Annotated in this window: 18 protein-coding genes and 1 pseudogene; 7 read left to right on the forward strand and 12 right to left on the reverse strand. The window is 61.7% G+C overall.

The features are described 5' to 3' along the window. Positions 1 to 108: 108 nt before the first annotated feature. Positions 109 to 342 (forward strand): hypothetical protein, encoded by a 234-nt coding sequence (locus tag B5525_RS15770; RefSeq protein WP_079566820.1) that lies wholly within the window; start codon positions 109 to 111, stop codon positions 340 to 342. Positions 343 to 715: 373 nt separating this feature from the next. After that, positions 716 to 814: a BA14K family protein gene (locus B5525_RS47815; protein WP_425305313.1), complete on the forward strand. Its 99-nt coding sequence runs from the start codon at positions 716 to 718 to the stop codon at positions 812 to 814. 133 nt (positions 815 to 947) lie between these two features. On the opposite strand, the gene B5525_RS15780 is transcribed toward B5525_RS47815, so the two are convergent. From B5525_RS15780 to B5525_RS15795, 4 genes are all read right to left on the reverse strand, one after another. Further along, a complete protein-coding gene (locus B5525_RS15780) occupies positions 948 to 2,423 on the reverse strand; it encodes an amidase (protein ID WP_079566822.1) in 1,476 nt (491 codons plus the stop codon). Positions 2,424 to 2,560: 137 nt separating this feature from the next. Next, on the reverse strand, positions 2,561 to 3,145 hold the full coding sequence (locus B5525_RS15785; RefSeq protein WP_154073255.1) for a TMEM175 family protein: 585 nt from the start codon (positions 3,143 to 3,145) through the stop codon (positions 2,561 to 2,563). A gap of 179 nt (positions 3,146 to 3,324) precedes the next feature. Then, positions 3,325 to 4,176: an alpha/beta fold hydrolase gene (locus B5525_RS15790; protein WP_079566823.1), complete on the reverse strand. Its 852-nt coding sequence runs from the start codon at positions 4,174 to 4,176 to the stop codon at positions 3,325 to 3,327. 86 nt (positions 4,177 to 4,262) lie between these two features. Next, positions 4,263 to 4,958: an alpha/beta fold hydrolase gene (locus B5525_RS15795; RefSeq protein ID WP_079566824.1), complete on the reverse strand. Its 696-nt coding sequence runs from the start codon at positions 4,956 to 4,958 to the stop codon at positions 4,263 to 4,265. A 150-nt stretch (positions 4,959 to 5,108) separates the two neighbouring features. On the opposite strand from B5525_RS15795, the gene B5525_RS15800 reads away from it, so the two are divergent. After that, a complete protein-coding gene (locus B5525_RS15800; protein WP_244567914.1) occupies positions 5,109 to 5,720 on the forward strand; it encodes a CGNR zinc finger domain-containing protein in 612 nt (203 codons plus the stop codon). 228 nt (positions 5,721 to 5,948) lie between these two features. Here B5525_RS15800 and greA read toward each other — a convergent pair whose 3' ends face one another. Next, entirely contained in the window at positions 5,949 to 6,431 is a 483-nt protein-coding gene (gene greA, locus B5525_RS15805) for a transcription elongation factor GreA (protein ID WP_079566826.1), read from the reverse strand. A gap of 105 nt (positions 6,432 to 6,536) precedes the next feature. After that, positions 6,537 to 7,559: an LLM class flavin-dependent oxidoreductase gene (locus B5525_RS15810; RefSeq protein WP_079566827.1), complete on the reverse strand. Its 1,023-nt coding sequence runs from the start codon at positions 7,557 to 7,559 to the stop codon at positions 6,537 to 6,539. A gap of 367 nt (positions 7,560 to 7,926) precedes the next feature. On the opposite strand from B5525_RS15810, the gene B5525_RS15815 reads away from it, so the two are divergent. Then, positions 7,927 to 9,126: an adenylate/guanylate cyclase domain-containing protein gene (locus B5525_RS15815; RefSeq protein ID WP_079566828.1), complete on the forward strand. Its 1,200-nt coding sequence runs from the start codon at positions 7,927 to 7,929 to the stop codon at positions 9,124 to 9,126. A gap of 2,221 nt (positions 9,127 to 11,347) precedes the next feature. Here the strand turns inward: B5525_RS15815 and B5525_RS15820 are convergent. Then, positions 11,348 to 12,373: an MBL fold metallo-hydrolase gene (locus B5525_RS15820; RefSeq protein ID WP_079566829.1), complete on the reverse strand. Its 1,026-nt coding sequence runs from the start codon at positions 12,371 to 12,373 to the stop codon at positions 11,348 to 11,350. 84 nt (positions 12,374 to 12,457) lie between these two features. Continuing rightward, the gene (locus tag B5525_RS15825; protein ID WP_079566830.1) at positions 12,458 to 13,219 is read right to left on the reverse strand and encodes an alpha/beta fold hydrolase; all 762 of its coding nucleotides are present in this window, start codon (positions 13,217 to 13,219) and stop codon (positions 12,458 to 12,460) included. A gap of 259 nt (positions 13,220 to 13,478) precedes the next feature. On the opposite strand from B5525_RS15825, the pseudogene B5525_RS47820 reads away from it, so the two are divergent. Together B5525_RS47820 and B5525_RS46320 are read left to right on the forward strand one after the other, a co-directional pair. After that, positions 13,479 to 14,150 (forward strand): annotated as a pseudogene (locus B5525_RS47820) (winged helix-turn-helix domain-containing protein); the annotation flags it as partial. 543 nt (positions 14,151 to 14,693) lie between these two features. Continuing rightward, complete coding sequence (locus B5525_RS46320; RefSeq protein ID WP_244567916.1) at positions 14,694 to 16,271, forward strand: hypothetical protein; 1,578 nt, start codon at positions 14,694 to 14,696, stop codon at positions 16,269 to 16,271. 46 nt (positions 16,272 to 16,317) lie between these two features. Here B5525_RS46320 and B5525_RS15835 read toward each other — a convergent pair whose 3' ends face one another. The 4 genes from B5525_RS15835 to B5525_RS15850 form a co-directional block, all read right to left on the reverse strand. Beyond that, positions 16,318 to 17,220: an MBL fold metallo-hydrolase gene (locus B5525_RS15835; RefSeq protein WP_079566832.1), complete on the reverse strand. Its 903-nt coding sequence runs from the start codon at positions 17,218 to 17,220 to the stop codon at positions 16,318 to 16,320. After that, positions 17,217 to 17,600, reverse strand: a complete 384-nt coding sequence (locus tag B5525_RS15840) for a hypothetical protein (protein ID WP_154073258.1) — start codon at positions 17,598 to 17,600, stop codon at positions 17,217 to 17,219. The genes B5525_RS15835 and B5525_RS15840 overlap by 4 nt, the downstream gene beginning before the upstream one ends. Before the next feature lie 231 nt (positions 17,601 to 17,831). Continuing rightward, positions 17,832 to 18,656, reverse strand: a complete 825-nt coding sequence (locus tag B5525_RS15845; protein WP_244567917.1) for an alpha/beta fold hydrolase — start codon at positions 18,654 to 18,656, stop codon at positions 17,832 to 17,834. Between the two features lie 990 nt (positions 18,657 to 19,646). Further along, positions 19,647 to 20,204 (reverse strand): HNH endonuclease, encoded by a 558-nt coding sequence (locus B5525_RS15850; RefSeq protein WP_079566835.1) that lies wholly within the window; start codon positions 20,202 to 20,204, stop codon positions 19,647 to 19,649. A gap of 184 nt (positions 20,205 to 20,388) precedes the next feature. On the opposite strand from B5525_RS15850, the gene B5525_RS15855 reads away from it, so the two are divergent. After that, positions 20,389 to 22,149 carry a chloride channel protein gene (locus tag B5525_RS15855; protein WP_079566836.1) on the forward strand — a complete coding sequence of 587 codons (1,761 nt, stop codon included), beginning with the start codon at positions 20,389 to 20,391 and terminating at the stop codon, positions 22,147 to 22,149. Positions 22,150 to 22,185 lie beyond the last annotated feature (36 nt).

Consider the following 22,185-nt stretch of genomic DNA (forward strand, 5'->3'; position numbering starts at 1 on the left):
AACGTTGAATTGGCGTGAAGAAAGATTGCCTTTGATCGACCGACGCCGGTCCGCATCTCCCTTGAGGAAGCCCGGATAGCCAGGCTCTTTTTTCAATGGAGGGACCCAATGACTGGCCTCAAACTCTTGTCGGTTGGAATGATTGTTGCGGCCGCGCTTGCATCCCCCGTTACAGCCCGCGAACGCCATTCCGCTTCGCGCAGCATCGCCGATAATGCCTATGCCGCGGCGCCGGGCGCGGCTGCTGTCGACAAGCGTGGCTGTGATCGGGCCCCGCGCATCGGCGCATACGCCACGCAGCCCTGGCACAAACCGCCGTGCGAGCCCTCTCAGGGCTATTGACCGGTTCCGCCCTTCGCATTGGGCCGGCTGTTCGCCGGCGTCCGGAAAGCGGATTGAGATCGGGATGTATAGAGCTATGCGACTGGCGAGAGCGAAGTGGAAGATGTCGGGCCGGATGCACTTTAGCAGCCTGACTTCTTGCACTTGCTATCAATGAAAGGAGAAACAGATGAAAGCATGGAAAGCGTTCGCAATTGCAAGCCTGGCGGCTTTGGTGAGCTCCTCGGCGCTCGCTCAGGAGATGGGAGGCGCGATGGGACCAGGCTCCGACTTCGGCTATGAGCCTGGGCCCGGTCCAAGCTATTACGGTCGCACCTATCCCAACGATGTGTTCAGCGCGGCCCGGGATGCTGCTGCCGGGTCGTATGCCAGAATGGATAGGCCTGGCAATTCCTGTGCGCAGCGCCACCCTTCTTACGATCCGCGGTCGGGCACGTTCCTGACGTATGATGGACGCCGCGTCCCCTGCTGATACGACCGCCCAAGCCGGCAGCCCCAAGCGGAGCTGCCGTTGCTGCTCAAACGTGGACGACTGCAACGCGAACTTCTTCTGGTTCGTTTGCCGTTTGGCTGATGGCGCGTCTGCCACGACGCCTCTCGATCCATCAGCCACTGGTCACGTGCACCCTCGGCTTCCGTCCGGCGTTCCATCGGCCGCCGACCGCCCGCTCGATCTGGGCCGCGAGCTGAAGCAGCAGCCCGTCATTGGCCTGGCTGGCCTGGGCCTGGATGCCGAGCGGCAAGCCATGCTCATGTTCCGCCAGCGGCAGTGAGATCGCGGGAATCCCGCACAGATTGGCGAGCGGCGTGAAGGCGAAATTGCGCCACAGATTGCCGAACCAGTCCAGCACCGACGGATTGTCCGAGATCGTCAGATATTCTGTCGTGCCGATTTTCGGCGTCGGCAGCGCCGTGATCGGCGTCAGGATGATATCCCATTCCTCGAAGAACGCCCCGAAGCCGCGGGATGTGGTGTTGAAGACCGCCTGCATGCGTGCCCGCTCGGCGAACGAGATGTGCCGGCCCGCTTCCCAGATCCGGATGTTGACGGGCTCGACGAGATCCGCGGGCGGCCGGTCCAGCCCGGCTGCTGCGAGCATGTTGCCGATCACGACCGCAAAATTGCTGATGTAGCAGGTGGTCTGGGCGTCGAAGGCGGCGCGATAGTCGATCGCGGGCAGCGCGAAATCGACGTGGTGGCCGAGGCCTTCGAGGAAACGGCCGGTTCGTTCGAGCTCGGATGCGATCTGCGGCGTCGCCCGATAATCGCCCCATTGCTGCGAGAGCGCGATTCGAAGCGGTGCCGGATCGCGCTTGATCATGTCCAAATAAGGCTCCTGCGCGGTCCAGAACGGCATGAACTCGCCGGGCGCGGGACCCCGGCACGCATCCACAAAGGCCGCGGTATCGCGTACCGACCGCGACTGGCAGCCCTGGATCGATACCAGTCCCGTCAAATCCGACGCATGCGGCGCGAGCGAGAACACCCCCCGTGAAACCTTGAGACCGATGTTTCCGTTGACGCCGGCCGGAATGCGGATCGAACCTCCGCCGTCGGTGGCATGTGCGATGGGTACAACGCCCGCCGCGACCATGGCGGCGCTGCCGGCCGATGATCCGCAGGTCGTGTAGTCGGTGTTCCAGGGATTGCGGGTCACGTAGACGGCGGGATTTTCCGCCGAACTGCAAACGCCGAACTCCGGCGTGGTGGTTCGTCCGATGAGGTTGAGCCCCGCCTGGCGCATCTTCGCCGTCAGGAAGGTATCGGCGCCGGGGCGATTGCCGCGCATCAGGCGCGAGCCCATTTCCTGCAAGCGCCCCTTCATCGTCGGGCCCAGATCCTTCATCAGGAACGGCAGACCGGCGAAGGGCCCCGCGAGATCGGCGCCGTCCCTGCCGGGATCGACGATCGCGTCCTCAAAGACCTCGACCACGGCCGACAGCGCCGGATTGAGCCTGGCGATGCCCGCTTCCGCCTGACTTGCCAATTCCCTTGCCGTCAGCTCGCCCTTCCTGACGCGCGCGGCCAGCGCCACTCCGTCGTGCTGCGCCCATTCGTTCCAGCTCATCGGCAAAGTCATGCGATCCGTTTCCTCCAGTGCGGCAGCGACCGACCTTAGTTTCGCACCGTGGCAAGTCAATCGATCGAGCATGCAAGAGAGACCGAACTCGAGCGGTGCACGCCATCAGGCGGCAGCCGCAAGGCCGGAAGGATTTGTTACTTCTCGGTTCCCGGCGCTTCAGGCTTCAGGTAGACGATCAGGCAACAACAACACATGCCAAGCCCCACCAGCGGATATTTCAGGGCAACGATCGCGGCCGCCGCGAAAATAACCAGCGTGATGATCGAGCGAAAGCGCATGATCCTGCGCTCCTTCGGCGCGACGTCCTTGACTGGGTCTCGTCCAACAAGTTCCCAGATCAAGGCGACGTAGGTCGCGTTTACGAGGAAGAAGACTGCGGCATAGAACGCCACCGGCTGTGGCGCCAACTTGCTTACCGCCATCCAGGCGGTGGAAAGGGGAAGCAGCGACACCGAAAACAGATGGGCGAAATTGAACCACATGAGACGAGGCGTGGCCTCCGTGGCATAGCGCATGAGATGGTGGTGATTGGCCCAGACGATGGCGATGAAGAGATAGCTGACCGCGTAGCTGAGCCACGTCGGCCAGAGCGACAGCAGCGCTTTGAAGGTCGGGAGTTCGGGCGGGCGCAGCTCCAGAACCAGCACCGTTATCAGGACGGCGAATACGCCGTCGGAGAACGCGCTCAGACGTTCCGGACTTCTTCTCAGGTGTGGCACGGCGGTCACCCCTTTTTCACGTAGAGAACGATTCAACGTCCGCCCGAACTTCGGGTTCGACGGCTCTGCCGTCAGAACGGCCTTGCCTCGATTTGCCGACCAACCTCACCTGGTTTCTCTTCGCCACGAGTCGCCAGGACGATGGCTCCGAGCGCGCGCGAGGCAGCGCTGCGAGGGGATCATTTCAGAAAATCGCGAATGCTCTCGGCGATCTCGCGGGCATGCGTTTCCAGGGCGAAATGGCCCGTGTCGAAGAGGCGGACAACCGCACGCGGGTTATCCCGCTTGAACGCCTCGGCGCCGGCCGGCACGAAGAACGGGTCGTTCTTGCCCCACGCCGCCAGTAGCGGCGGCTTGTGGGTACGAAAATATTGCTGGAATGACGGATAGAGGGCGACGTTGCTCTTGTAGTCGCCGAACAGGTCGAGCTGTGCCTCATCCGCGCCGGGACGGGCCAGATAAAAGTTGTCGAGTTTCTGGCCATCCGGCGACACCATCGTCGGGTCGGGTACGCCGTGCGTGTACTGCCAGCGGGTCGTCTCCGGCGCGAGGAAGGCGCGGAGCGCCTTGCGGTTCGCCTCCGACGGGTCTTGCCAGTAGGCCTTGATTGGACTCCAGCCCTCGCTGAGGCCTTCCTCATAGGCATTGCCGTTCTGCGAGATGATGGCGGTTATCCGCTCGGGATGGCGGACGGCGAGTCGGAAGCCCGTCGGCGCGCCGTAGTCGAAGACGTACACTGCAAACCGGTCGAGGCCGATGACTTCGGTAAAGCCGTCGATCACGCGAGCGATGTTGTCGAACGTGTAACCGAATTTGTCTCGCGGCGGCATATCGGACTGACCGAACCCGGGAAGGTCCGGCGCGACGATGTGAAACCTGTCGGCCAGCAGCGGGATCAGGTCACGGAACATGTGGCCAGCGCTCGGGAAGCCGTGCAGCAGCAGCAGCTTCGGCGAAGCGCTCGACCCCGCCTCGCGATAGAAAACCTTGAAGCCGTCGACTTCGGCCGTGCGATACTTGATGGATGCCATCCATTCCTCCTGTTCTTGTGATCATGGATAAAAAAGGTCAGCGCGTGAGCAACGATCACCCGCCAGGTGCGGGAGCAGGGGCTTGTTTAGTCGCCGGTTATGGAGCGGATGGCGTCGCGGATCGTGTCGACGACAAATCGTGGAGCAGTGACGATAGGCGTGTGATCGACCGCATGCGCCTTTACCTTCGCCTTCATCCGCGCCGCCATGTAGCGCTGCGTTTCCGGCAGGATCATCCGGTCGCCTTCTGCGACCAGGAACCAGCTCGGAACGTCCTTCCAGAGCGGGCGCCCGACCGGGACCGTGATGCACTCCAGCGAAATCGGCCGCTGCACTGCCATGAGTACAGCTCGATCATCCGAGGATGCGTTTGGCGCGAACGCCGTCGCGAAGGCTGCTTCGGATAGCCAGATCAGGCCGTTGCTATCCGGTGAGAGCTTCGGCGCCTGGGGATGGGGTTCGAGACGATAGAATACGTCTGCGACCTTCTCGCCCTCATCGGGCGCGAGCGCGGTGACGTAGACCAGTGCTTTCACGCGCTCGGGGCGTACCAGCGCGATGACTGCACCGGCATAAGCGTGTCCGGCCACGACGATCGGCCCTTCCGTCCGGTCCAGGCTGCGATTGAGCGCGGCAACGTCATCGGCGAGCGAGGTCAGCGGAAGCGGCGCCGCCATCACCTTGATAGCGTCCGCCTTTAGCGCCGTGATGACGCGCGCCCAGCTCGATCCATCCGCCCATGCTCCATGCGCGAGCACCACGCTCACATCCTTTATCGCCATTTCATTGCTCCCGATCGCGAGGCGCCGCCAGCGCGTAACCTATCTAGTAGCTATTGACAGGTTACGGTCGCGCGCCATAACTTGTCAACCGGTGTCTAACAGGTTATGCGACTGGAGCCAGCTCTGGAGGGGCCGATTGTGCATCACAGAATGCCAGCGATTTTTATTGCCGATTCGCCCGGTCTCGACTTCCTGAATTCGATCGCCACGCCGGTCGATACGGTTGTTGACTGGCTGGACAGTGGCGATGGGCTGTTGAGGTGGCTAGCTCAAGCCAAGCTTGTTCCAGCGGATGTTCTGGAGGAGCTGAAAGCGCGAGCAACGCGTGGTGAGTTGGACAAGGTTGCGGGCAAGGCGCGTGAGCTGCGCGAGTGGTTCAGGGGCTTCGCGCGCAAGCATATGGGCCGGCCGCTGACGCCCAGAGCGCTTCAGGAACTAGGTCCCTTGAACAGGTTGCTGGAACGCGACGAGGCGTTCAGCCAGATATCACGGCATCCGCATGGCGATGGCGGCCCGCTTGAACTGCGGTTGATGCGGCGCTGGCGATCTCCTGAATCCCTGCTGCTGCCGATCGGCGAAGCGCTGGCGAAATTTGTGTGTGAAGAAGATTTTACCGATATGAAGGCGTGCGAGGGACATGCGTGCACGCTGGTGTTCGCCGACCATACAAGAAGGCGGGCAAGAAGATGGTGCAGCATGGCTGTCTGCGGCAATCGCGCCAAACAGGCCGCGCACCGCAGCCGGCTCAAGAACGGGCACTGACGGACCGACGAACTCCGGGCAAGGGGCGCAACAAGACAGGAGTCCATGGCACGGCCATCACCCCTTTTTCACGTAGAGAACCAATCAACGTCCTTCCGAACTTCGGGTTCAGTGCGGACGGCGTCAAGCACCATAAGCCGTCGCGCGAGGCTTACGCCCACGTCGAGAAAGCGCCTGGCGTTGAGCTAAGCGTGGTTCCGAACATCGGCGGCGTCCAGTGTGGGCGTGCTACGAGATCGCAATGATCTCGAGCTCTTGACCGGATGTGGCGACTACATCCCCGACAGCCTTGCCCATCAGAACCCGTGCCACTGGGGATGCGAAGGAAATAGATCCGGCCTTGGGGTCCGCTTCGTCCTCTCCCACGATGTAATATGTCTGTACGCGCCCATCATCGCGCCTGAAGGTCACCGTGCTGCCAAAGGCAACGATATCAGTCGACGTCGGCTTGGTGACGACCTGAGCCGACCGAACTCGGGCCGCAAAGTAGCGCCCATCGCGCAAGGGGGTTGCCGCCTGCCGTCGCCGTTCATTCACGTCTTCGATCTTCTGCGCCGCCTCGAACGCTTCGCGAGCCTGGCGGAGCTGAAGTTCCAGAGCCTTCAATCCTGCTTCCGTCACGAGATTCGGATGAGGGGAAACGGCGCGGTCAGGCAGCAGAAGCTCCGACGCGGTTTCGGCACTGTCCTCCTTGGTGAAAGCAACGCTCAAAGCTCAGACTCCTCTTAAGTTAGTCGTTCGCGTGTCGTTTTAATCAAGAGGTCGTTCACTCCTGCTGCAAAGCGGCCGCCAGCCGTTGAAAACATGCCAGGAGGCTTAGCGCCACCCGAGCGCCGGAGCCACGTGTGTCAGGATCGATTCAATGACGTGCACATTGTAGGCCACGCCGAGTTGGTTGGGGACGGTCAGCAGTAACGTGTCGGCCTCACTGATGGCCTCGTCCTTCATCAGCTGCTCAATCAGAACGCCCAGCTCGGCAGCATAACCGCGCCCGAAAATCGCCTGGGTCTGCGGGTCGATGAAGCCGATCTGGTCATCGTCTTCTCCACCACGGCCGAAATAGGTGCGGTCGCGATCGTCCATGATGGCGACGATGCTGCGGCTGACGGACACGCGAGGCTCGCGCCCGTGGCCCGCCTCCTTCCAGGCTGAGCGGTAGGCTCTGATCTGGGCAGCCTGCTGGATGTGGAAGGGTTCGCCTGTTTCGTTGTTCTTGAGCGTCGAACTTTGGAGGTTCATGCCCAACTTCGCCGCCCATATCGCCGTGGCGTTCGAGCCGGCTCCCCACCAGATGCGATCGCGGAGTCCCGAGGAGTGCGGTTCAAGACGCAGCAATCCCGGCGGGTTTGGAAACATCGGACGCGGATTGGGCTGCGCGAAGCCCTGGCCGCGCAGCACGTCCAGAAAAACCTCTGTGTGGCGCCGCCCCATGTCGGCATCTGTTTCGCCCTCGGCCGGCTGATAGCCGAAATAGCGCCATCCATCGATGACCTGCTCGGGCGACCCTCTGCTGAGCCCAAGTTGCAGGCGGCTGCCCGAGATGAGATCGGCCGCGCCGGCATCTTCGGCCATGTAGAGCGGGTTCTCGTAGCGCATGTCGATGACCGCCGTGCCTATCTCGATGCGGCTGGTTTTTGCGCCGACGGCTGCCAGCAAAGGGAAAGGCGAGGCGAGTTGGCGGGCGAAGTGATGAACGCGAAAATAGGCGCCGTCGGCGCCCAACTCCTCGGCCGCGACGGCGAGGTCGATGGATTGCAGCAGCGCGTCCGCCGCCGAGCGGGTCTGCGACTGGGAAGAGGGCGTCCAGTGGCCGAACGATAGGAATCCAATGTGTTTCATACAGGCAATCTAAGCTCTTCCCGTCGATTTGCGACCGTCGCTGTGGCGGGCTGCCCCCTCGCACCGGGCCCGGGCTCGACGGCTCGTCGCCGTCAGGAGGGGCGACGCCGATTTCGGCGGACGCTTGTTGCTGGCGCAAAGCACCCGACGGCCCATGTTTAACCAAAAACCCTTCGAAATGCCAAAGGCAAGTTATGGGTTGAAAGGGAGGGCGCAGCGCTACCGCTGCGTCCTCCCGCCTGACACGCGGCGACCCACGGCCAACCCAATGCGCGCAAGGAGATTGCGGCGGAGTCCGTTGACACTGCCGAGCGGGGACACGACATATCCTGTACCGTCGATCGAGGTCACGGCTCAGGAGCAAGATATGGACGCGCCACCAAACATCGATCCCGTCACCGCGCATTCTGACAGCGACGTTGTGCACTGGCTGACAAACGACACGCGCGATGAGCGCTTCATTGACAATATTTTCGCTGAGCTGTGTGTCCGGCTCCAGCGGGCGGGCATTCCCGTCAAGCGGGCGTCGCTTCATGTCCTGATCCACCATCCGCAATGGCTTGGTGCCCGGATCATGTGGGCCGACGGGATGCGCGCGGCCGTGATTGAGAGAGTCGACTACGATGTCAGGGGGCGATCCGAATACATCGATAGTCCCGCCAACGAAATCCATGACGGCGCCACCGAGGTACGCGAGAATCTCGAACGCGATCCATCGCTTGGCCGCAAGCACGCCCTCTATGACGAGATGCGGGCGAAAGGCCTGACCGACTATGTGGCGTGGCCGCTGTACCATACGCTCGGCAAGCGGCATATCGTGACCTTTGCAACCGACCGGCCCGGAGGTTTCAACGACGCGCATATCGCCGGCCTGCTGAAGCTATTGCCGGTCCTGGCGCTGGTCAGCGAAATCCGTATCAAGAACCGGCTGGCGCGAACGCTGCTCGAAACCTATGTCGGGTCGCACGCCGGCGAGCTCATTCTGGCCGGCGCCACCAGGCGCGGAAGCGGGACGACGGTACGCGCCGCCATCATGATCTGCGACCTGCGTGATTTTACCAGGATCTCCGACAACTGGCCGCGCGATGACGTCATTGATCTTCTGAACGGGTATTTCGACGCGATGTCGGAGCCGATTGCACGACATGGCGGCGAAATATTGAAATTCATCGGCGACGGCCTGCTCGCCATTTTTCCGCTCAGCCAGCCGTCGGCCTGCGCAAATCTGCTGCGTGCCGTGGCCGAAGCCCGCCAGGCCATGGTTGCCCTGAACGAAAGGAACGGCGAAACCGGTCGCGCGCCGCTGAACTACGGCATCGGTGTCCACGTCGGAGACGTCATGTACGGCAATATCGGGTCGCGCACCCGGCTCGACTTCACGGTCATCGGTCCTGCGGTCAACATGGCTTCGCGTCTCGAAACCCTCACCAAACAATTGGGCAGAACGGTGCTGCTGTCCCGCTCGTTCGCCGACTTCGTCGAAAGCGATTTCGATCTCGAACGCGTCGGCGAATATCCGGTCCGCGGCTTCAACGACCCGATCGAGCTGTTTGCGTATCACGGCTGAATGCCGATCTCAGGCGTTCGGTGCGCACAACCTCGGCCTCGTAGGAGCCGGACTGGCCGTCATCGCACTCATCGTCGCGGAGGTCGCGACAAGTCGCAGATCTCGGCCGGAATGCAGGTGCTATATGGGGCATGGTACTACGCCGCCCTTTTGAAGCCGTTCTCAACGAAGCGCGACAGGCACAGCATCCAGTCGCCGAAAACCTGAGAGCGGAAGGGCCCGACCCCTGGAAGACAAGTATTTTCGGGTCCTTTGCGAATCACTATCTTGCTCGCCTTTTGGAATCCCGTTAAACTTAGGGTACAAGGCGCTGCGTGCAATTAATCAGAAGTTGTTACTAAAATTGTTTCGAAATATCTGCACTGAACTCATCGCGCGCAGCGGCGCAGGGGGAGAGTGCCATGTTTCAAAGAATAATTCTCGCGACACTTGTTTTGATCGTGTTAGCGCCCCAGCCTGGGCGTTCGCAGCCCAGACCATTGGTTCCTCCGGCGTGGCCAATTCTCGCCCAAAATGTCAATAAGGCACCCTCGTGTGTTTTCTGGACTCCGCAGACGACGGGAAAGCCAGAATATTTTTGTGCCGTCATAGTCGCTGATCCCTCACGCGACTTGGACACCAGTCTCTGTCCCGCGAGCACCTCCCCGAACTGTGCCGTGGGAGCATTGCGTGCGGTTCGGATCGATCCGGCAACGGGTACGGTGACTGTTGGTCCCCCTGGCCCAACCCAGTCAATCATACTGCAACAGAATCCAGATAGCGTCACCTGCGCAGTTATCCCGCCGGGCTTTGGCCATCCTCAATCAGTGCAATGCCTTTATGATTCGGTTGAACGAGTCGGTTGGAACGGCACGAACTGGTGGAGCGTCACTATCGGAACGAACCCCACTGGGATCCAAGGGCCGGGACCGGACCCCGGCATTCTAGTGAGCTCCAACCTCAGCTGCGCTCCATGGATCGGATCGGCCACGACGACCTGCTTTGGAATTGAGACCGTGTTCCAAAACGGGCTGCCGTCGGTCTACGTGGTTGATCAATGGACAAGAGATTCCGGGACACACGATTGGGCCAGGGCTTCCAATAACCCTCTCAGTCCCGGTCTCGATCCAATGGGGTCTACCCTACCAAACACAGGGCCGCTGGTATGCTCTGCGACTGCTCCGGGCCTATTTGCGTGTATCCTGATCGCGAATCGCAAGCTGTTTGAGGTGACTGGGAGCACCAACCCAGCGGCGGATGGCGTCGCGTGGCCGCCGTTAGTCGCGGGCGCGAATGAATTTGTGCACAGCGGAGTCAACACGGGACAAGCATGTGTCACGTTTCCATCCGCTACGTCGGCGCCCGCTCGCGCTGATTGTTTTTTCGGGGACGGTGGTCTCATCCCTGCGCCGCCGCCCCCTTTGATTCCCTGCGAGTTCGGCTCGCACGGGCAAATCCTGCGATGCCAAAAGGGTCTCCCAGCGTCGTGGGGACTTTTCTGGGCGCCAGATGATGCAAGCCGCCCTGTTCAAATCGCGATGCTTGAGCAATTCCAGTTGAAGGCAACACCAAGTTGTATCGGTTGGAGCGCAGGGCAGATCGAGTGTTTTTACCCGAATAAGGCCCTTTCTGACTCGGTGACAAGCAGTGAGACCAATGCGAATATTTTTCACGTCCTCAGCTACAATACCGATCATGGCGGCAACCTGCTACGCGAGGAGCTTGCGTTCGACCTGTTGAGAAATGGTATCGTCATGAACACAGGATTTTGGCAGGAGTCTCTCGGGGTCGCGGCGCCGACGACAGAACTAGGCAGGGTGACTGTAAGGGGGCATAGTATATTGGCCCCCGTTCAAAATCCGAAGTCGCTTAGTTCATTTGCTTGCTTCAAGGGCCCGCCATTTCAGTCGTTCTGCGTCGCCGGCTTGATCGACTCAAGATTTGCAACCGTCAACCCTCCGACAACTGCAACTATACCGACCTATCGAGCCTCACGTCGGCTCGTGTTTAATCTGGTGGGCAACCCTAATGGCGTCGCGCCGCAAGAGCCGCCGACTATCCTAAAGGTGAGCGTTCCAGTCGGAGTAAGGCAACCCAAACATTAGTGCATGCTCTAACGTTGAAGTTCGTTTTACGGAGCAGCAACGGCGTGTATCGAACGCCGTGCGGCTTGAAGGACTGCACGCAGAGGGACGTTATAGTGCAGCGTCCGTGTTGGCAGCAAAAAAATAAGGAGCCAAATTCATTGGGCGGGTACCGACATCCGCGTCGTGTATTCGCCGGGTATCCACATAAACCTTTCCGTCCTTTCTCCGACATGGCCAAGGCCGGGAAAGGAAATGTGAGCGGCGCCGATCCAGTAGCGTTGCTTCGCGGCGTCGGCAAAGATGCGCTCGCGGTCGGCTTCGGCCTGGTTTTCGTCGGTGTCGTATTCGACGGTGACGGACGGGTCGGGAAACTGGATAGGGGCGACGTGCACGACGTCTCCCCACACCAAAAGCTTTTGTCCTCTGCTTTCGACCATATACGAAGTGTGGCCGGGGGTATGCCCGGGTGTCGGTATGGCGCGGATGCCTGGTAGCATTTCCTGCTCGCCCTCGAATGGCAGGTACCGGCCGGCGAGGATGTAAGGTTTCAGCGAAGCCTTGTCGCCTTCGAACATCGGCCGCAGGAAGTCGTGGGCCGCCCTCTCGTTTTCGTCGTTCAGCCAGTAATCGGCGTCGAGTTTGCTCGACCGGATGATGGCATTCGGGAAGGCCGCGATTCCGCCGGGTGCGATCCCGCCGACGTGATCGGCATGCAGATGCGTCAACAGCACCTCATCGACCTGCTCCGGCTGATATCCGGACGCGCGAAGATTCTCGATCAGGTGTCCGCAGCATGAACCGTAAAGCGTGCCGGCGCCGCTATCGATCAGGACCAGCTTGCTACCGGTGTTGATCAGGAAGGCGTTGATAGAGCCTTCGGTCGGAGCTTTCAGGTCCGAGGCGGCAAGCAGAGCGTTCGCCTGTTCGGGATCGTCCGTGAACAGTTTCGATCGTCCGGCCGATTTATCAGCCCTTGCCTTCGTGAGTACCTCGGCGGCGGGAAACGGATGGGTGCCGTCGAGCAGGGCGGTGATTTCGAAATCGCCCAGCACCATGCGATAAAAGCCGGGCGCCTGCAGCCGTACCTGCGGCGCGGCGGCGGAAACCGGCGCGGGGACGGTCCACGCGGCAGCTCCCAGGAGCAATGCGAACCATAACGTGCATGTTGACCGGGTCTTCATCGTGGTCTCTCCATCGGTTTTGAAGATGCGGCTCGCCGCCCAAGGCGCTTCGCGGCATTGATGAGTGCGCCTTGAGCGCCGGGCCTATTGTCCCTCGACGAAATTGACGGCTTCCTCGATGACACCAGCGACTTCAGCGGGATGCGACAGCAACGACATGTGGCTGGACTGCAGAACTGTGGTCTTCGCCTTCATTCTCTCGGCCACGGCGGCCTCGAGTTCCGGACTGATCGTCCGGTCGTTCGCCGAAACCACGAACCATGACGGCTTGGTCTTCCAGGCAGCGACCGACGGACTTTCGTCGAAGGTCTTCACCGCGAGGGGGCCCTGGGTCACCGCAAGGGTTCGGGCTTCCTCCAGCGGCAGATCCGGCGCAATGTTCTCGATGAAGCCCTCGACGGTCGAAGTCACGAAGCCGGCCCCATCCATCTGCACCGCCGAAAGTGCGGGCGGCTTGGGATATTTGCCGATCAGCTCGCTCCCCGATTCTCCCGCGTCGTTGCCGAAAGCGGAAATGTAGACCAGCGCGCTGACTTTCGGATCGGCGCCGGCCTCGGTAATTACCGTTCCGCCCCAGCTATGCCCCGCGAGGACGACCTCCCCCTTTGCGGTTGCGATGATCCGCTTCGTCGCGGCGACGTCGTCCCCGAGAGACGTCAGGGGACTCTGGACCGCCAGCACCGTCATTCCCTTCGCCAGCAGAAGCGGTATCACCTTGCTCCAGCTTGAGGCGTCGGCCCATGCACCGTGCACCAGCACGACGGTGACCTGCTTTGGGCGCGTACCGGCCTTCGCCGTCGTTCCCGTCGACGATTTAACGTCTGCGTCGAATGCTGTCCTGGGCATTGGGTCTCTCCTGGGGGAAAAATTGTTGGGCCTTGGCGGCGCCGCCCTTTCCGGGAATTCCAGCCCGCCATTTCGTCTTCGGTGGTGAAACGATGCCCGCCAGGCCGCGAAGACGCCAATAAAGGTTTGAAAATATTTGAAAGGCGCGCGTTCGCAAGTTTCCGCGGCCTGTCGGCATCGGTCGAATCGGCAATGGCTGTCATGGACAGGGAGCGCTGGCAGCTGTTAGATTCGATCGGAACAGGCCCGGGCGGCAACCGTGAACGATTTTTCGTTATCCTTTGGGCCTTTTCGTCTTAATCCAACGCGCCGCGTTCTCTCCCGCGACGGCAAATCGGTTCGCCTTGGCAGCCCCGCACTCGATCTCCTGATTGCGCTCGTTGAAAACGGAAAAGAGCTCATCAGCAAGGAAGATTTGCTCAAACGCGTCTGGCCGGACACTTTCATCGAAGAAGCCAATCTGAGGGTTCACGTCGCCGCGCTGCGCAAGCTGCTTGGCGGCGAAGGAACCGGAGACCAGTACATCAATACGGTGGCCGGCCGAGGCTATTGCTTCGTCGCCCCGGTGGCTCGGGTCGACGAAGTCGTCGACCCTCCCGTCGCCGCTTCGCCGGTTCCCGACACGGCGCCCGGTCTGCCTCCGTCGCTCACACGCGTGATCGGCCGTGCCGAGTGCGTGGGCGCCATTTCGAACCAATTGGCGCGCCGCCGTTTCGTGACCATCATCGGGCCCGGCGGCATCGGCAAGACGACGGTCGCCCTCGCCGTTGCAGGAAAACTTGTCGATTCCTATGCCCACAAGGTTTGCTTTGTCGAGCTTGCCCCGCTGACGGAGGCGCGTTCGATCCATGGCGCCCTTGCTTCCGTCCTGGGACTGGCGACATTGGGCGATCAGCCGCTGGCCGCTCTGGTCGCTCATCTTCGAAGCATGTCGATCCTGATCGTGCTCGACAATTGCGAGCATATGCTCGACGCGACTGCGGTTCTCGCCGAGGCCTTGTTGCGGGGGGCGCCGGGCGTTCATCTGTTGGCGACGAGCCGTCAGCCGCTGCGGGGAGAGGGAGAGTTTCTGTTTCACCTGCCGGCGCTCGCCTTTCCTCCTCCTGCGGAGCGCTTGTCGACGGCCGAGGCGCTGGGTTTCCCGGCGATCGAGTTGTTCGCGGAAAGGGCAGCGGCTTCGCTCGACTCCTTCGAACTCGATGACGGCAACGTCGCGACCGTCATCGAGATCTGTCGCCGCCTGGACGGGATCCCGCTGGCCATAGAACTCGCGGCGGCACGCGTAGATCTGTTCGGCGTCGAGGGCTTGGCTTCGCGGCTCAATGATTGTTTCTCTCTTCTGACAAAGGGACGCAGGACGGCGCTGCCGCGGCATCAGACCTTGCGCGCAACGTTGGACTGGAGCTTTGAACTGCTTCCGGAAGAGGAAAAGCGCGCCCTCGCGCGCGTTGCAGCGCTGGCCGGCGAATTCACGATGGAAGCGGCCATCGCCTTGGGTTCCGCAGGCGGGAAGCCGGCTGCCAATATCGTGGACACGATCACCGGCCTGATCGAGAAATCCCTTGTTGCAACCGATCTCAGCGGCAACGTCGTGCATTACAGGCTGCTGAGTACGACGCGCGCTTACGCGCTGGAAAAGCTGACGCTGAGCGGCGAGCAAGCGTCGATCGCGCTGTGCCACGCGGCGTATTTCAGGGATCTTGCCCGCAAGGCGGAGGTTGATTGGGAGACGGTGCCGGCCTCCCGGTGGCTGCAAATCTACGGCCGCACCATCGACGACATGCGTTCGGCCATCGATTGGGCGCTTTCCGCGATCGAGCATCACGCGATCGGGTTCGATATCATCCTCGCGACGGCCCCGCTCTGGTTCCAGCTTTCGCTGATGGATGAATACCGCGAACGCCTGCAAGGCGCCCTGGACCGCTTGAATCAAAGCGCCGATATCGACCTTCAGAGGAAGGCGCGACTTCGAATCGCGCTCGGACACGCCGTCTGGTATGCCCTCAACGACCCGGACCAGATGGAAGACGCGTTCACCAGAGCCCTTGCAATATCTGAGCAGATCGACGACCGATCTGCTCAGTTGCAATCCCTCTGGGGCATGTGGGCGGTGCGGCGCAGCCGCGGCCAGTATCGGCAAGCCCTTGCCCTCGCCACGCGCTACGAGGCCGTGGCGGCCGCGTTCGGAGAGCCCAAATTCATCTCGCTCGCGAACCGCATCCTGAGTGTCAATAATCACTATTTGGGCCATCAGGACCTGGCCCGGCGTCTGGTCGAGCAGGTACAAAGCCAGGCGCCGCAGCCGGTCCGATCCGCCAATAACGACTTCCAGCTCGACCGCCACGTCGCCATGACCTCGCTGATGGCGCGAATCTCGTGGCTTCAGGGATTTCCGGAACGGGCCGCCGCGAGCGCACGCGAGGCGATCGAGGCCGCGCTAGAGACCAGGCACGTGCTTTCGCTGGGCTATGCGCTCTGCATGGCCGGGTGTCCCGTCGCCCTGTGGACCGGGGACCTTTCGGAAGCAAAGAGGTGCACCGACCTGCTCAGGGAGTACGCTGCAAGGAATGGTCTCTACAGTACCTGGGGTAAATGCTTCGAGCACATTATCCGGCTTCAGCAGGGCACGGAACGGGAGGCGCTTGCGGCGAACTATATCGAAGCGAGGGTCGACGTTTCCACGATTTCCCGTCTGGCCGATTTGAGCGCCGAGAGGCTGGGCGCGGGTCTCGTCGCCGATCCGTGGTCTGAAGACGCGCTCTGGAGTTATCCGGAGGTCTTGCGGGTCGACGCCGAATTGCTTTTGACCAAATCGACGACGGGCGACAAGGAGGCCGAAGCAAAGCTGCTCCGGTCGCTCGATATTTCCCAGTCGCAGTCGCTTCTGTCCTTCGAGCTGCGTACCGCGGTCGACCTGGCGCGCCTCTGGAATCGCACCGGGCGCCGCGCAAAAGCCTCTTCCCTCCTGAAATCGACCTACGGAAAGTTCACCGAGGGCTTTGCGACAAGGGACCTGTCGAGCGCAAGCCATTTGATGGCGGAGCTTGCGTAACGACGTCGCGCGGTTTCGGAAGGAGCGGGCGGCTTCAACGCCGGCTTTAAACGGGTACATACCGATACGCGCCGCCATTGCGCTCGGCGTAGCCGACACCGGGATACGTCCAGTGATAGCCAAGGAGGCTCGTCCGATCGGCGGCTGCGCGTTCGATCAGGCGGGCGCGGTTTTCGATGGCGAGCTCGGGAATCGTGTCGTAGCCGAACCGCGATCTTGGATGCTGAAACGACGCGATTTCGTTGGTCGCAGCATCCGCGGTGATGATGAGGCCTTCGCCCCCGGCCATCTCCAGCGAGAGATGGCCGGGGGTGTGACCCGCAGTATCGATCGCCCTCAACCCCGATACGATATCGTCTCCGGGTTTCAGCATCACAACCCGGTCCTTGATCGCTCCGAGATCGCGCTGCGCGCCTCTCGCGAATTCATGAAGCTCGAACGGCATCATGGTGAGGTAATCCGGATTCATCCAGTAATCCCATTCGGCGGCCCCGACGTAATAGGTCGCGTTTTTGAATCTCAGGCTGCCGGTTTCGGTGAGCGTGCCCCAGACGTGATCGGGATGCGCGTGGGTGAATATGACCTTGGTGATGGCATCGGGATTGATGCCGCTGGCCTTGAGATTTCCGAAAAGCCTGCCATCGGTCGGTTGATACTTGTCGCCCGAACCAACGTCGACGATGATCAGATCGCGTCCCCTGCGGATGACCGGAATATTGGTCTTGGATTCCACGAGTCCGGCCTTGATATCGCCGGTGCGCCGCAATATCTCGGCGCGCTCACCCGGCGTGCCCTCTACGATGTCGATCGGCACGGTGATGAAGCCGTCGCTCAGCACGGTGATCGAGAACTCGCCTTGAACGAAGCTGAAATTATTCGCAGCCGGGGTGGACCTTGACGCAGCCGGCGAGAAAGCATTTTCGAATGGGTCGGTCCGGGCTTCGATCATGTTGCATTCCCTTCGGGTTTGATTTGGAGTTGTCTGACGGCCCCCATCAGCGCCCGGGCGGCTGGAATTGGAGATTTCGAACCATCGCCGACGATCAACAGACCCTCGCCGGCGCCTTTTGGAGCAAGATCGATCCCGCTCGGCATCACCGCGACCGGCTTGCCGGCACCGAGCAGCCTGGAGATCAGGGCGCCTGCAGAGTTTTTGTGTTCGGGCCGCCAGACGGAATCAGGAAGTCCCACGCAGAAAGCGGCATCGAAATCGTCGGTGTAAACTTGCTCGAGGCTCAGCGTGTCGCTGAAGTCGTCGATCGCGTGCTTGTCCCTCTCGAAGCGCTGCATGACCTCGGTAGACGCTTCACCGCCGCTCGCGACTTTCATGACCGCCGGCCCCCCGTCGGGCGAGGCCAGCACCACTTCAACGTCGGCGTCCCTGAAGGCGTAGTAGGGTCCGGCGGCTCGTTCGAGTCGAACGGCCGGATCGCGCTTGCTTCCCGGAACGTCGTTTTCCGGAATAAGGATCATCAGGACTCGCATGGCGACCGGCTCTTCTGCGCATTTTCGATTTCCGGCTTCCCCAGGGTGCGAGGAAGCCGGAGCTTCTCGAGCACATCAGGATTTGATGAACGCGAGCAGGTCTGCGTTGATGATTTCCGCATGAGTTGTGGGCATGCCATGCGGCAGGTCCTTGTAGACCTTTAACGTGCTGTTCTTGAGCAGCTTGGCCGACAGCGGCCCCGCATCGGCGAACGGCACGATCTGATCGTCTTCGCTGTGCATCGCCAAAACCGGCACGGTGATCTTCTTGAGATCCGCGGTGTGATCGGTCTCCGAGAACACCTTGATGCAGTCATAATGGGCTTTGGCGCCGCCCATCATCCCCTGGCGCCACCAATTGTCGATCACGCCTTGCGAGACCTTCGCGCCGGGGCGGTTGAATCCGTAAAACGGGCCGGCCGGGAGATCGACATAAAACTGGGCCCGATTGGCGGCCAGCGCCGCGCGAAAGCCGTCAAACACCTCGACCGGGAGGCCGCCCGGGTTCTTCTCCGACTTCACCATGACCGGCGGAATGGCGCTGATCAGAGCCGCCTTGGCGACGCGGCCACGGGCGTGTTGGGCTACGTAGCGCGTGACTTCGCCGCCACCGGTCGAGTGGCCGATATGGATCGCGTTCATCAAGTCGAGCTTTTCGGCCAATTCCGCGACGTCGGCAGCATAGGTATCCATGTCGTTGCCGACCGAAGTCTGGCTGGAACGGCCATGCCCGCGCCGGTCATGGGCGATGACGCGGTAGCCCTGCGCCAGGAAGAACATCATCTGGTTGTCCCAATCATCGGCGCTGAGCGGCCAGCCGTGGTGGAAGACGATCGGCTGGCCCTTGCCCCAATCCTTGTAGAAGATTTCGGTGCCGTCTTTGGTTGTCATCGTGCTCATGTTGTTGCTCGCTTTGCTGGTATGAGGCGGGGATGTTTTGGATGGCTGGTCGGCGACGCCTGCCTGCGCAGGCAGGCGAACGAGAGAGGTGATGGCCAAGGCAGACGCCCTGAGCAGCAAGCCGCGCCGCGTCGCCTTCCAGGATGAGATTGCTTTGGTCATTGCCGTTCCCTTCGATCTGCCGTGATCAAAGGATGCGCGCGGGCCGCGGCGTAGGCGAATAAAGCTTTGAAAATATTTGAAAGGACCCTGCCTTTTCAGCCTTTTCGGATCGGGACCATTCGGTCCGTTTCGACCAGGTGGGGTCACACGAATGTCGCTAAGCGGAGTTCGTCCCGGGACCGGTCAGGCAGTCCGCGTTGCATCAAAATCCAGCTCTGAGGGAACGCTCTTTCCTGGCGCAAAGCGCCCGACGGGCAAATCAGTCGTAGGGCTGTCCAGCCCCGCTTGTAAAAATATTCCGCTTCTCGTTTCACCCAAATCAACTTTAGAACTCCCGCCATCCCGTCCCACACAGAGGGGCGTTTCGCGATCGTCACGGACGTTGGTGCGGGATGCGGTGGACGCTGATGGTGTGCTGACGAAAGCACCTGACGCGGACGGCGAAGTCGCGTGGTCCTGATGCCCCGACGCTGGCATCAAGTTGGCGGAGTCATTTTCGCCAATGACGGTGGCAAGAAAGCCCGGTCACCGAGGAGAGCGCGTTATAAGCCGTAAAACCATTGCGCGGGGAAAGCCGGAGTGATTCCGGTTGAACCTGTGGTCCTACCCCCGTGCTTTTTTTGCACGGGACCCATGGGTGCAATCGGCACCCGGCTTTCCCTGCGCCCTCTGTACGGAGGGAAAGGAATTTCAGAGCAAACCTCGCGCGAAACCTGCGGCGAGATCGCGAAGCTGTGTTCAAGCACAGCGGCTGTTTGAAATTCAAATCCGAAGGCGGACACGCCCAACCCATCGTCGCTTGTTGTGCCGGTCGCCCGGGGCGTTTCGCTACGGATCGAGTTCCGTGTCCCAATATAAATAATCGAGCCAGCTATCGTGCAGATAGTTCGGCGGGAACAGGCGGCCGTTGCGGTGCAGCTGGTGCACCGTCGGCGCGAACGGGTGCTGCCTTGGAAACATCCGCGCCTGTTGCGGCGTCAGATTGCCCTTGCGCAGATTGCACGGCGAACAGGCGGCGACCACGTTTTCCCAGGTGGTCTGGCCGCCCTTGCTGCGCGGGATGATGTGGTCGAAGGTCAGATCGTCGTGGGCCAGGCAGTACTGGCAGACAAAACGGTCGCGCAGGAACACGTTGAACCGGGTGAAGGCGGGATGCGTGCTCGGCTTGACGAAGGATTTCAGCGATACCACGCTCGGCAGCTGGATCTCGAAGGAGGGGCTGCGCACCGCACGGTCGTAGTGCTCGACGATGTTGACGCGGTCGAGGAACACCGCCTTGATCGCGTCCTGCCACGACCAGAGCGAGAGCGGATAATAACTGAGCGGCCGGAAATCCGCGTTCAGCACCAGTACCGGCCAACCGCCTTGCGAGACATGTGCGTTCAAGTAACGCTCCTGACTCCCATATTAGCTGCGAAGCAGCATGAGATGACATACTACAGGCAGCGTGACGGGATTGTGAAGACCGTTGGCGGCCTTATCCGCCTCCGCCTGCGGGTTGCATGATGCCCGCGAAGGCCGCTAAACCGGGGCGGGCGGCGTTTTTCGGCCGTATACGGGCTCAAAAATAATGGTCACCACCTCGCGTTTTATTGAAGCGCCGCGCCGGCTGCGGGCGTTCGTCCGCGCCCATGAAACCAGCCTGGTCGTCCTTGCGGCCCTGATCGGCGTCATCGGCGGACTGGTCGTGGCGGCCATGAGTGCGGCGGTCGAAGGCATGCATGTGCTGCTGTTCAACATCGAAATAGGGGAACGCCTGTCCAGCCAATTCGCGATCGACCCGCTGCGCGCGCTACTGGTGCCGAGCCTGGGCGGACTATTGCTGGGTGTGGCGTTCCTGGTGCTGCAGCGATTTCGGCCGGCGCGCGAAATCGACCCGATCGAGGCCAACGCCCTGCATGGCGGCAGGATGTCGTTTCGCGGCAGCGTGATCGTGGCGCTGCAGACGGTGTGGTCAAGCGGCGTCGGCGCTTCGGTCGGGCTCGAGGCGGGCTATACCCAGTTGGCCAGCGGTATTGCCGCCTCGCTGGGCCGCGGCTTCCATCTGCGCCGTGCGGATCAGCGCATCATGGTCGGCTGCGGCGCCGCGGCGGCGATCGCGGGCGCGTTCAGTGCGCCGCTGGCCGGCGCCTTCTATGCCTTCGAGCTCGTGATCGGCGGCTATACGCCGGCCAGTCTTACGCCGGTCGGCGTCGCCGCGGTGGCGGGCTATTTCGTCGCCCATGCCTTTACGGTGCTGTCGCTCGGTGTCGGCATCGGCCCGGTCGGCGATGTCCTCGGCCGCGATCTTGCGATCGCGGCCTTGCTCGGGGTTCTGGCAGCGCTGTTCGGCATCGGTATCATGCGCGGCGTGGCGCTGTGCGAGCAACTCCTGGCCAGGACGCGGCTATGGCCGCCGCTGCGCCCGGCGCTGGGCGGCCTCGTCGTGGGCCTGCTCGCTTTGATCTCGCCGCAGGTGATGTCGTCCGGCCATGGCGCGCTGCATTTTGCCGGGTTTGTTTCGATTCCGCTTTCGGTGCTGGCCAGCATCTTCATCCTGAAAGCGATCGCGTCCGTGGTGTCGCTGGGATCAGGCTTTCGTGGCGGCCTGTTCTTCGCCACGCTGTTCCTCGGCGCGCTCGGCGGCCATTTGTTCGCCGGCGCCTTCGACGTGATCTGGCCGGGCCTCAAGCTCAGCCCGAACGTCTATGCCATCATCGGCATGAGCGCGCTGTCGGCCTCCGTCATCGGGGGGCCGCTGACAATGTCGTTCATCGCGCTGGAATCGACCGGCAATCTGTGGCTCTCGACCGCGGTGCTGGTCGCGGTCATCATCTCGACCCAGATCACCCGTGAGCTGTTCGGCTACTCCTTCGCGACATGGCGGCTGCATCTGCGCGGCGAGACCATCCGCAGCGCCGCCGATATCGGCTGGATCCGCGACCTCACGGTGCGCAGCCTGATGCGGCAGGACCTCGCCACCGTCAATGCCAACATGGGCATCGAGGAGTTCCGCGACAAATTCCCGCTGGGCTCGAAGAACCAGGTGGTAGCGGTCGACGGCAGCGGCCGCTATGTCGGGCTGGCGCTGGTCGCCGATGCCCACGCGACGGATATCAAGACGACCGGCGGTTTGATGGGCCTCTTGCATTTCCGCGATGTGGTGCTGCGTCCCGGCATGAATATCCAGGAGGCCATTGCCGTGTTCGACGCCGCGGAAGCCGAATCGCTGGCGGTGGTCGATATCGACGGCGAACAACGCCCCATTGGGGTGCTCAGCGAGGCCCATGCGATGCGGCGTTATGCGGAAGAATCAGAGCAGCGCCGGCGCGAGGTGCTGGGCGAGGTCTGAAGCCCAAATTGTAGCTGCTGAAATAGACCAGAAGGC

It is taken from the genome of Bradyrhizobium erythrophlei (assembly GCF_900129505.1).
Classification (GTDB): Bacteria; Pseudomonadota; Alphaproteobacteria; order Rhizobiales; family Xanthobacteraceae; genus Bradyrhizobium; species Bradyrhizobium erythrophlei_D.